Origin of the sequence: uncultured Stenotrophomonas sp., from assembly GCF_963519925.1 — a bacterium.
GTDB classification, from domain to species: Bacteria; Pseudomonadota; Gammaproteobacteria; order Xanthomonadales; family Xanthomonadaceae; genus Stenotrophomonas; species Stenotrophomonas maltophilia_AE.
Genome location: NZ_CAUQPH010000128.1, coordinates 1 through 10,226, shown reverse-complemented (window position 1 = coordinate 10,226; position 10,226 = coordinate 1). Strand labels below are relative to the sequence as shown.

Genomic DNA, 10,226 nt, shown 5'->3' with positions numbered 1-10,226 from the left:
GGCCGAGGCCCCGCCGGTGCGCGGCTTCGCCGACGCGCTGCGCGCGGCGATCGCGGCCGGCGACCCGGCGGTGATCGCCGAGGTGAAGAAGGCCAGCCCCTCCAAGGGTGTGATCCGACCGGACTTCCACCCGGCCGACATCGCGGTGAGCTATGAGTTCGGCGGTGCCAGCTGCCTGTCGGTGCTGACCGACGTGGACTTCTTCCAGGGCGACGACGCCTACCTGCAGCAGGCACGCGGGGCCTGCACCCTGCCGGTGCTGCGCAAGGACTTCGTGATCGACGCCTACCAGGTCTACGAAGCGCGCGTGCTGGGCGCCGACTGCATCCTGTTGATCGTGGCCGCGCTGGAAGACCGCCAGCTGGCCGAGCTGTCCGACCTGGCGATGCAGCTGGGCATGGATGTGCTGGTGGAAGTGCACGACATCGACGAGCTGGAGCGCGCCATCCAGGTGCCGGTACCGCTGATCGGGATCAACAACCGCAACCTGCGTACCTTCGAGGTGTCGCTGCAGACCACCCTGGACATGCGCCAGGCGGTGCCGCGCGACCGCCTGCTGGTGACCGAGAGCGGCATCCTCGGGCCCGATGACGTGGCGCTGATGCGGGGCAACGGGATCAACGCCTTCCTCGTCGGCGAGGCCTTCATGCGGGTGGAAGAGCCCGGCGAGGGCCTGCGTCAGCTATTCTTCAACGCATGACTGCGACCTACCCGACTCCGCACGACGACGCGCCGCTGGTGGTGTTCGACTTCGACCACACCCTGTACGACGGCGATTCCGGCAGCCACCTGTTCGCGTCGCTGATCAAGCGCAACCCGTTGCGGCTGCTCGCTGCGCTGCTGGTGACGCCGGTGGCGGGGCCGCTGGTGGCGATGTTGCCGACCCGGCGTACCGGCATTTCGGTCTATGTCTGGATCGCCACGTTCGGGCTGCACCGTGCGCGCGAGTTCAACCGCGTGATCGACGCCTACGTGATCAAGCACGAGGCGCAGCTGCGCGCCAAGCTGCTGCCGGAGGCGCTGGCGGTGTTCGCCGCGCACCGGGCGCAGGGCGACCGGGTGGTGGTGGCGACCGGCGCGCCGCCGGAGCTGGCGCGGGCGATCCTGGCTTTCGTCGCCCACCAGGGCGTGCCGGTGATCGGCAGCGAAGTGGGGCCGCGCTTCGGTGCGGTTGGCGCCACGCGCCATTGCCACAACGAAGAGAAGATGCGCATGCTGCGCGAGCGCGGCTATGGCGACATCGATGTGGCCTATTCGGACAGCACTGCGGACCTGCCGTTGCTGCTGGCAGCGAAGGAGCCGGTGGTGGTGAACCCGAAGGTGTCCAAGGTCGCGTATTTCCGGCAAGTGCTGAAGCCCGGCACGCGGATCCTCAACTGGGGTTGCGTGGATCGCGGCGGCGACCGCTGAGGTCAGGGTCTGCATGGGCCGGCCAACGGCCGGCGCTACCGGACCGTGGAGGCGTATCGACCAACGGTCGATACCTACCGTTGGCGCGCATGCCGGTATGCGCAGCGGGCGCCCCGGCCACGCGCCGGTAGCGCCCTACCGTTGGTAGGGCGGCGGCGCACCGCGCCGCGCTTTTACCCCGCCAGCCAACCGCGCACCGCGCCGCCGATCTGGTACAGGCTGATCGACAGCACCAGCACGCCCACGGCCACCAGCACCCATCGCTCCTTGACCCGCTTCACCAGCACCGCCGCCAGCGGCGCGGCCATCATGCCGCCGATCAGCAGGCCGGCCACGATGTTCAGGTACTGCAGGCCCATCGACAGCAGGAAGGTGATCGACACCGCCAGCGTCACCACGAACTCGGAGGCATTGACCGTGCCGATGGTGGTGCGCGCCTGGCCGCCACGGGCGAGCAGGGTAGAGGTGGCCACCGGGCCCCAGCCGCCGCCGCCACTGGCGTCCAGCAGCCCGGCGAAGAAGCCCAGCACCGGGACCCGCTTCACTTCCTGGCGCGGCACCAGCCGCGCGGCCGCGCGCAGCAGGATGAAGATGGCCAGGATCAGTAGGTACCCGTAGATGAAGGGACGGATGGCCTCGCCTGGCAGCTGGGTCAGTACATAGGCGCCGACCACACCGCCCACCGCGCCGGGCAGGGCCAGGCGCAGGAACAGCCGCTTGTCCACATTGCCGGCCACCAGGTGCGAAACGCCGGATGCGCCTGTCGTGAACACCTCGGCGGTGTGCACGCTTGCGCTGACCGCAGCCGGTGGCAGGCCCATGCTGAGCATCACCGACGAGGACACCAGCCCGAAGGCCATGCCCAGCGCGCCGTCGACCAGCTGCGCGCCAAGACCGATCAGGATGAACCAGTAGAATTCGCTGCCAGGAGTCATGCCATCACCCTAACGGCAACGCGTGAAAGACGCTGTCATGCCCGTCGGTAGCGCCGGCCGTTGGCCGGCAACCGGAATCAGCGGGTGCCGTACAGGACCACCGTCTTGCCGCGGGCGTGCAGCAGCCCGTCGCTCTGCAGCTTCTTCAACACCCGCCCGGCCATTTCACGCGAGCAGCCGACCAGCCGCGCCAGCTCCTGGCGGGACACGCGCAGCTGGGTGCCCTGCGGGTGGCTCATGGCTTCCGGTTCGCGGGCCAGGTCGTGCAGGGTCCGTACGATCCGGTCGGTGACGTCCAGGAAGGCCAGCCGGCTGGCCTTGCGGCTGGTGTCGAGCAGGCGCTTGGACACCTGCTGGCCCAGCGCGTACAGCAGCCGCGGGGCGTCGGTGGAGAGCGGCCCCAGGAACAGCTGGTGCAGGCGCTCGTAGCTGATCTCGGCCAGCTCGCAGGGGGTACGGGTGCGCAGGATCACCTCCCGGCGTTCGGTTTCCACGAACAGGCCCATCTCGCCCACGAACTCGCCTGAGCCGAAGTAGCCCAGGACCAGTTCGCGGTCGTCCTCTTCCTCGGCAATTATGGAGACCGAGCCGCTGATCACGTAGTACAGGGTGCCGGCGGGGTCGCCGGGACGGAAGACATCGGTGCGGGCCGGGTAGCGGCGTCGGTGGCTGTGGGCCAGAAAGCGATCAATGGTGGCGATGTCCAGGGCCAATGGACTCGTGGCAAGGCGCACAGATGACACGTTGAGGCGCTCCCTTTGCTCATGAACAATTCACGGCTATGTGCCGCGAGCTTAACGATCAGGGTTGTGAAGGGCAAACCCCAACACACCAACTTGTTTCAATGCAAGTTTCGCCCTCGATCAGTTTGCCCCATAATTGATCCTTTCCCACCACACACAGGATCGACCGCCGTGGTCAAGCCGTTGCCTCGCCTGAGGTTGCAGGGTTTCAACAACCTCACCAAGGCGCTGAGCTTCAACATCTATGACGTGTGTTACGCGCGCACCGAAGAGGAGCGCCAGCGTTACATTGAATACATCGATGAAGAGTACAACGCCGATAGGCTGACTCAAATCTTGACCGATGTCGCCGAGATCATCGGCGCCAACATCCTCAACGTCGCGCGCCAGGATTACGATCCGCAGGGCGCTTCGGTGACGATCCTGATCTCCGAAGAGCCGGTGATCGACAAGAAGCTGGCGGGCAAGGAGTTGATCTCCGATGCCGTGGTAGCGCACATGGACAAGAGCCACATCACTGTCCATACCTACCCCGAAACCCACCCGCAGGAAGGCATCGCGACGTTCCGTGCGGACATCGACGTGGCTACCTGTGGCGTGATTTCGCCGCTGAAGGCGTTGAACTACCTGATCGAGAGCCTTGAATCGGACATCGTGATCATGGACTACCGCGTCCGTGGCTTCACCCGGGACGTGAAGGGCAAGAAGCACTACATCGATCACAAGATCAACTCGATCCAGAACTTCCTGGCCAAGAACATCAAGTCGCGGTACGAGATGTTCGACGTCAACGTCTACCAGGAAAACATCTTCCACACGAAGATGCACCTGAAGGACTTCGACCTGGACCAGTACCTGTTCGAGGAGAAGGCCAAGAACATCTCGTTCAAGGAACGCATGAAGATCGAAGCGCTGCTCAAGCGCGAGATCGAAGAGCTGTTCCACGGCCGCAACCTCTCCGAGTAAGACCACGCGGAATCGTCCGGGCCCCGGCCCGGACGATGCTGCACCAGGCGGGACGTCCCGCCCTGTGGAACATCTGTTTTGCGCAGAATCATTGTTCCACGGCATGCTACCGATGACGGTCCGGTGTGAAGACGCCGGGCCGTTTTGCTTTTGTTTAGGAGGCACTCCCATGCCCTGGATCTACCTGCTGCTCGCCGGCATCTTCGAAATCGGCTTCGCGATCGGAATGAAATACTCGGACGGCTTCAGCAAGCCGCTGCCCACCCTCGCCACGGTTGGGGCGGCATTGGTAAGCCTGTATCTGATGAGCCAGGCGATGAAATCGATCCCGGTGGGCACCGCCTACGCGATCTGGACCGGCATCGGTGCGCTGGGCGTGGCCACGCTGGGGATCTTCCTGTTCGGCGACAGCGCCTCGGCGCCGCGGCTGGCCTGCATCGGCCTGATCGTGGCCGGTGTGATCGGGCTCAAATTGGTCTCCGGTTGATCCGGTAGCGCCGGCCGTTGGCCGGCCCTCCTGGACGTTGACGGATTGCATCGGCCGGCCAACGGCCGGCGCTACCCGTGCCTGTTATAGCCGGTACGCGATGGTCTTCATGGCCTTGGACGCCAAGGCCATCACGCCCGGGATCGGGAATGGCAGCTTCCGCGCGCCGGCATGCTCGGCATGGTCGGCATGGCGCGCCTCGTCGATCTTCATCACCTTGAGGATCTCGCGGCTGCGCTGGTCGACCGGGGGCAGGGTGTCCAGGTGTTCGTCCAGGTGGGCCTCCACCTGGCGCTCGGTTTCCACCACGAAGCCCAGGTTCCAGCCATCCCCGCGCAGCCCGGCCAGGGTGCCGATGGTGTAGCTGCCGGCGTACCAGATCGGGTTGAACAGGCTGGGTCGGCTGTCCAGCTCGCGCAGGCGCTGGGCGCACCAGGCCAGGTGATCGGTTTCTTCCTGGGCCGCTTCCAGCAGGTGGGCACGGGTTCCGGGCTCCCGGGCCACCGCGGCCTGGCCGAAGTACAGGCCCTGCGCGCAGACTTCGCCGACATGGTTGATCCGCATCAGCCCGGCCGCATGGCGGCGGGCAGGCGTGGGCATGGGCACGTCCGGGGTCGCCTCGGCCGGGTAGGGGCGGCTTGCCGGCGGGTTCCCGAACACCGTGTCCAGCGCACGCTGGGCCTCGGTCAGCAGGTGGTCGAGCGGGGTGATCTGGCGGAGCGCGGTCATGCGGTTGGGCGTTGCAGCGGGGGAGGACTCGATTCTGGCCCCCCGGGGGCGCCCTGCCAACCCGCAGCGGGGGCGATTTGCATGTGCGGGGGTTGGCCGGTACAATCCCGCCTCTTCACAACGCGTGGCAGAGTTCCGGCCGTTCCATGGCCGCAATGAGCCCGACCTACCTGAGTTCTTTCATGAGCACTTTCACTGCAAAGTCCGAGACCGTCCAGCGCGACTGGTATCTCGTTGACGCTTCCGGCAAGACGCTGGGCCGTCTGTCCACCGAGCTGGCCCGCCGTCTGCGCGGCAAGCACAAGCCGGTCTACACCCCCCACGTTGATACCGGTGATTACCTGGTTGTCATCAATGCAGAAAAGATTGCCGTCACCGGCAAGAAGCTGCAGGACAAGCTGTACCACCGCTTCACTGGCTACATCGGCAACCTGAAGACCGAAACCCTGGCCCAGGCGCTCGAGCGCCACCCGGAACGCGTCATCGAAACCGCCGTCAAGGGCATGCTGCCGAAGGGCCCGCTGGGCCGCGCCATGTACCGCAAGCTCAAGGTGTACTCGGGTTCCGAGCACCCGCACGCCGCTCAGCAGCCCCAGGTTCTGGATATCTAATCATGGCTATCACTCAAAACTACGGCACCGGTCGCCGCAAGTCCTCCACCGCCCGCGTGTTCCTGCGCAAGGGCGCCGGCAACATCACCGTCAATGGCCGTCCGCTGGACGAGTTCTTTGGCCGTGAAACCGCACGCATGATCGTGCGTCAGCCGCTGGAACTGACCAAGAACACCGAATCGTTCGACATCATGGTCACCGCCGCTGGCGGCGGCACCACCGGCCAGGCCGGTGCGATCCGCCTGGGCATCGCCCGCGCGCTGGTCGAGTACGACGAAACCCTGAAGTCCGAGCTGCGCAAGGCTGGCTTCATGACCCGTGACGCCCGTGAAGTCGAGCGTAAGAAGGTCGGCCTGCACAAGGCACGTCGCGCCACCCAGTTCTCCAAGCGCTGATCCATCGCGCCTGGCGTGGGATCCTCCGGGATCCCGCTGGGAGGAAAGCAAAAGCCCGGCTTCGGCCGGGCTTTTGTCGTTCAGGGATCCGCAGCGCGGCTCAGACCGCGCCTGGTTCGCCCTTGGCCTTGCTGCGGGGCCAATAGCCGCCGCCCCGCTTGGGCGCCGGTGCGCGCTTGCGCGGGCGGTCGTGCCCCGCTGCATTGCCGGGCATCCACGCTTCCTGCGCCGACCGGGGCATCGAGTCGACGCCGCTGCCGGCCACGCCCCGCGCCAACGGGGCCAGGTGGCGCAATGCCCGCGCGTACACGCCGCGCTTGAACATCACCACATGTTCCACCGGGTACCAGAAGTCGACCCAGCGCCACTGGTCGAACTCGGGGCTGTCGGTATGGTCCAGTTTCACGTGCGATTCGTCGCCGGCCAGGCGCAGCAGGAACCACACCTGCTTCTGGCCGATGCAGACCTGCTTCTCATTGCGGCGGACAGCCCGGGCCGGCAGGCGATAGCGCAGCCAGCCCGGCGTCGCGCCAAGCACTTCCACGTGCTCGGGCAACAGGCCGGTTTCTTCATGCAACTCGCGATACATGGCTTCGACAGGCGTCTCGTCGGTATTCATGCCGCCCTGCGGGAACTGCCAGCCATCCCGGCGCACGCGTCGTGCCCAGAACACCTGCCCGTCCTGCCGCATCAGCACGATGCCGACGTTCGGTCGATAGCCGTCCGGATCGATCACGATGCGGACTCCTAGAAAATCTACTGTCCGGGACTGTGACACGCCCGCTGCCCACTCACAAGCGTGATGAAAAAGTGTTGACAGATTCCGTTTACATGTCCAGAATTGCCGGCTCCCTAGGCTATGTAGCTCAGCCGGTTAGAGCACAGCACTCATAATGCTGGGGTCGGTGGTTCGAGTCCACCCATAGCCACCAAGTCCGCTTGGTTTTGTAGGGAAAAAGTGCAATAATCGCACGCAGATATTGCCCCGTCGCCAAGCGGTAAGGCACCTGACTCTGACTCAGGCATTCGGTGGTTCGAATCCATCCGGGGCAGCCAAACACGAAAGAGACCGATCGAAAGATCGGTCTCTTTTTTTGTGTCCCGGGCCGGCCGATGCGCAGGACCTGAACGGGCCCGCTGAACCGTATCGAGAATGATTCAGTTACGAAATTGACAACCATTCTCGTTTCGATTGGAATAGCCGCAGGCCGATCCGCGCCTGCCTGCCGAGTCCGCACGTGTACGTCTGCATCTGCAACGGGGTTACCGACCACCAGATCCGCGAAGCCGCCCAGAGCGGTGTCGCCAGCGTCTCCGAGCTGACCATGCGCACCGGTTGCGGTGCCACCTGCGGGTCCTGCCTGGACATGGCGGCCGACCTGCTGGCCAAGGCCCGCAACACCCACGACCTGCCGCTGCCGGTGCTGGGGTTGGCCCAGGTCGCCTGAGGTTCTACCGCATGTACAGGCGTTCGAAGGTGGACGGAAGGTCCGCCAGCTCACGCTGCAGGTAATCCACGCGGCCTATTGATTCCAGCCAGGTCAGGAACACTTCGTCGGTAACGCACGTGCGAACCTCGTCGAGCAGGTGCGTACGGACCTGCTGTGGGAGCCAGTCGGCGATGGGGATGGTCTCGCCGCTTTCGGTTGTGGTCGAGGGTCGCAGGAGATGTGACCAGCCCCACGTGATCGCCGGGTAGCCATCAAATTGCAGTTCAGACGGAGCGCGCTTCAGGCCGGTAAGCAGGTCGTGGGCGCCGATCAGCCACACGATCATCTGTGCCCGCCAATGCGGCGACTCGATGGCCAGTACGGAGCGGAACCAGCCCCTCACCTGCGATGGGGGCAGATACTTCGCGCACAGCAACAGGCATGCGCTGAGGTCGCCGCTGGCGTCCCACCACCGCCACACTTGGTTCGGGTTCCGATTCGAGCGATGCAGCAGCTGCCCGAGCACGATGTCGCCCTGCTGCCAACAGCGCGGTTCCATCAGGACGCGCCCCAGGGTCTCAACGACATCCTGCTGGAAGCCCGGATACACGGAGTCCGTGGTGCCCTCGGGGTAGTGCGCCATGAACCCGGTGACCAGAAGCTCTGCCAGTGTCTCGCCCACCCACTCGCGGTCATCGGGCACGCGCTGTGCAAGCAGGTAGTGGAACCAGTCGCGCCACTCCCGCCGCTGGCCGAACGACACGACGCCCGACGCGATTTCTGCGAGCGGCGCCAGGATGTCGCGGGCCGGCAGTGCATCCAGGTCGCCCATCAGCTCAGGGAAGTGGCGTCGATCATCTCCCATGAACCAGGCTTCGCCCATGGGAGTCTTCGGCATGCGGCAATGGTCACGCAGCCGAGCGAGCGCCGCAGGGTCGATCCCTGTACCCGGTCGCCACACATATCCTTGGTTCATGCGCCTTCCATCCGATGGATTTCACGTTGCCTGAATGAAACGACTTCTGGCGGGATTGCGCAACTAAGGTTGATTCGCGTTCCTTCATCGGTCAGCGCAACGCGCTACAGTGCCGGCGTTTTCACGCTGCAGGAGCAGGGTCATGAAAGGCGACGCCAAGGTCATCGAATTCCTCAACAAGGTCCTCTACAACGAGCTGACCGCGATCAACCAGTACTTCCTGCACGCCAAGATGTTGAAGAACTGGGGTCTGAAGGAACTGGCCGACCACGAGTACAAGGAATCGATCGAGGAGATGAAGCATGCCGACGTGCTCTCCGATCGCATCCTGTTCCTTGAAGGGCTGCCGAACTTCCAGGCGCTGGGCAAGCTGCGCATCGGCGAGAACCCCACCGAGATCCTGCAGTGCGACCTGGCGCTGGAGCGCGAGGGCACCGTGACGCTGCGCGACGCGGTGGCCTACGCCGATTCGATTGGCGATTACGTCAGCCGCCAGCTGTTCGTGAAGATCCTCGACAACGAGGAAGAGCATATCGACTGGCTGGAAACCCAGCTCGACCTGATCGAACGCATCGGCGAGCCGAACTACCTGCTCACCAAGCTGGAAGACTGAGTCAGCGCGCGGCCGTGGCGCGCACGCTGGCCTGGTAGCCGGCCAGGGCCAGTCGCGCACGCGCGTACTCGGCAATCAGCAGCGCCACGGCCACCGCCGGGCGCTCCAGGGTGCCGGCGCGGGCGTCGTGTTCAATCCGACGTGCCGCCACCGACAATGCCATCGCACCTACGTTCGCACTCGCCGATTTGAGGCTGTGCGCCAGCGCGCGCAGCTTTTCCAGGTCGGCCGCCACCGACGCATCCTGCAACTGGCGGATCAGCGGCGGGGTGTCCTCCAGGAACACGCCGATGATGGTCGCGGTCTCGGCGCCGATCACCTCCTGCAGTTCATCCAGCACCTCGGCGTCGAGCACGGGCGGGTTGGGCTCGTCACTGCCTTCGAGCGGCGTCGGCAGCGGCAGCGGCGGGGGCGTGGCAAGGGCATCGGCAGTGGGCGTTGCCGCGCGCGTGTTGCGCGCGTCGGCCGCGTTGTCTTCCATCCGGAACTGCCAGCGCAGCAGGCAGGCCTGCAGCGATTCGCGGTTGACCGGCTTGGACAGGTAATCGTCCATGCCCGCCTGCAGGCAGCGCTCGCGGTCGCCGGCCATCGCATTGGCGGTCATGGCCACGATCGGCAGGCGGGTACGTCCCTGCGCCGCTTCCTGCTCGCGCCAGCGACGGGTGGCGCCGTAGCCATCCAGCACCGGCATCTGGCAGTCCATCAGGACCAGGTCGAACGGGTGCGCCTGCAGTTGCTGCAGCCCCTGTTCGCCGTCAGCGGCCGTGGTGACCGTGCAGCCCAGCACCTGCAGCAGGCGCTGGGCCACCAGCAGGTTGGTGCTGTTGTCTTCGACCAGCAGCAGGCGCAGGCCCAGCTGGGGCGCCTCGACCGGGCTGCCGTGGGGCTCGACGCTGGCCAGCAGGGGCGCCGGGCGCGCGCTGACCTGGGC

General features: G+C 65.6%; 14 protein-coding genes and 2 tRNA genes. 10 read left to right on the top strand and 6 right to left on the bottom strand.

Annotated elements, in window-relative coordinates:
- Together trpC and RWO33_RS16650 are read left to right on the top strand one after the other, a co-directional pair.
- The coding region (gene trpC, locus RWO33_RS16655; protein WP_314106260.1) for an indole-3-glycerol phosphate synthase TrpC at positions 1–700 on the top strand (700 nt) is incomplete at its 5' end.
- Complete coding sequence (locus RWO33_RS16650) at positions 697–1,410, top strand: haloacid dehalogenase-like hydrolase (RefSeq protein ID WP_145478923.1); 714 nt, start codon at positions 697–699, stop codon at positions 1,408–1,410. The genes trpC and RWO33_RS16650, both read left to right, overlap by 4 nt.
- A gap of 173 nt (positions 1,411–1,583) precedes the next feature.
- On the opposite strand, the gene RWO33_RS16645 is transcribed toward RWO33_RS16650, so the two are convergent.
- Positions 1,584–2,345: a sulfite exporter TauE/SafE family protein gene (locus tag RWO33_RS16645; RefSeq protein WP_314106259.1), complete on the bottom strand. Its 762-nt coding sequence runs from the start codon at positions 2,343–2,345 to the stop codon at positions 1,584–1,586.
- Positions 2,346–2,422: 77 nt separating this feature from the next.
- Positions 2,423–3,088, bottom strand: coding sequence for a cAMP-activated global transcriptional regulator CRP (gene crp / locus RWO33_RS16640; protein WP_145478925.1), 666 nt, complete (start codon positions 3,086–3,088; stop codon positions 2,423–2,425).
- A gap of 171 nt (positions 3,089–3,259) precedes the next feature.
- On the opposite strand from crp, the gene speD reads away from it, so the two are divergent.
- Both speD and sugE read left to right on the top strand, forming a co-directional pair.
- A complete protein-coding gene (gene speD / locus RWO33_RS16635; RefSeq protein WP_017354544.1) occupies positions 3,260–4,054 on the top strand; it encodes an adenosylmethionine decarboxylase in 795 nt (264 codons plus the stop codon).
- Positions 4,055–4,223: 169 nt separating this feature from the next.
- The gene (sugE, locus tag RWO33_RS16630; RefSeq protein WP_068854281.1) at positions 4,224–4,541 is read left to right on the top strand and encodes a quaternary ammonium compound efflux SMR transporter SugE; all 318 of its coding nucleotides are present in this window, start codon (positions 4,224–4,226) and stop codon (positions 4,539–4,541) included.
- Between the two features lie 84 nt (positions 4,542–4,625).
- Here sugE and coq7 read toward each other — a convergent pair whose 3' ends face one another.
- Positions 4,626–5,270: a 2-polyprenyl-3-methyl-6-methoxy-1,4-benzoquinone monooxygenase gene (gene coq7 / locus RWO33_RS16625; RefSeq protein WP_314106258.1), complete on the bottom strand. Its 645-nt coding sequence runs from the start codon at positions 5,268–5,270 to the stop codon at positions 4,626–4,628.
- Between the two features lie 182 nt (positions 5,271–5,452).
- On the opposite strand from coq7, the gene rplM reads away from it, so the two are divergent.
- Both rplM and rpsI read left to right on the top strand, forming a co-directional pair.
- Complete coding sequence (gene rplM / locus RWO33_RS16620) at positions 5,453–5,881, top strand: 50S ribosomal protein L13 (protein ID WP_145478927.1); 429 nt, start codon at positions 5,453–5,455, stop codon at positions 5,879–5,881.
- A 2-nt stretch (positions 5,882–5,883) separates the two neighbouring features.
- The gene (gene rpsI / locus RWO33_RS16615) at positions 5,884–6,276 is read left to right on the top strand and encodes a 30S ribosomal protein S9 (protein WP_017354549.1); all 393 of its coding nucleotides are present in this window, start codon (positions 5,884–5,886) and stop codon (positions 6,274–6,276) included.
- Positions 6,277–6,376: 100 nt separating this feature from the next.
- Here rpsI and RWO33_RS16610 read toward each other — a convergent pair whose 3' ends face one another.
- Positions 6,377–7,012 carry an RNA pyrophosphohydrolase gene (locus RWO33_RS16610; protein ID WP_145478928.1) on the bottom strand — a complete coding sequence of 212 codons (636 nt, stop codon included), beginning with the start codon at positions 7,010–7,012 and terminating at the stop codon, positions 6,377–6,379.
- A gap of 119 nt (positions 7,013–7,131) precedes the next feature.
- Here RWO33_RS16610 and RWO33_RS16605 point away from each other — a divergent pair.
- From RWO33_RS16605 to RWO33_RS16595, 3 genes are all read left to right on the top strand, one after another.
- Positions 7,132–7,208 (top strand) — tRNA-Met (locus tag RWO33_RS16605).
- A 49-nt stretch (positions 7,209–7,257) separates the two neighbouring features.
- Positions 7,258–7,332 (top strand) — tRNA-Gln (locus RWO33_RS16600).
- A 182-nt stretch (positions 7,333–7,514) separates the two neighbouring features.
- Positions 7,515–7,724, top strand: coding sequence for a bacterioferritin-associated ferredoxin (locus RWO33_RS16595; protein ID WP_068854279.1), 210 nt, complete (start codon positions 7,515–7,517; stop codon positions 7,722–7,724).
- Positions 7,725–7,728: 4 nt separating this feature from the next.
- Here the strand turns inward: RWO33_RS16595 and RWO33_RS16590 are convergent, their stop codons facing one another.
- Positions 7,729–8,682: a hypothetical protein gene (locus tag RWO33_RS16590; RefSeq protein WP_314106257.1), complete on the bottom strand. Its 954-nt coding sequence runs from the start codon at positions 8,680–8,682 to the stop codon at positions 7,729–7,731.
- Positions 8,683–8,824: 142 nt separating this feature from the next.
- Between RWO33_RS16590 and bfr the strand changes: the two genes are divergently transcribed.
- Positions 8,825–9,295, top strand: a complete 471-nt coding sequence (gene bfr / locus RWO33_RS16585; RefSeq protein ID WP_145478930.1) for a bacterioferritin — start codon at positions 8,825–8,827, stop codon at positions 9,293–9,295.
- Between the two features lies 1 nt (position 9,296).
- Here the strand turns inward: bfr and RWO33_RS16580 are convergent.
- A partial coding sequence (locus RWO33_RS16580) for a response regulator (protein ID WP_314106256.1) occupies positions 9,297–10,226 on the bottom strand: 930 nt, incomplete at its 5' end.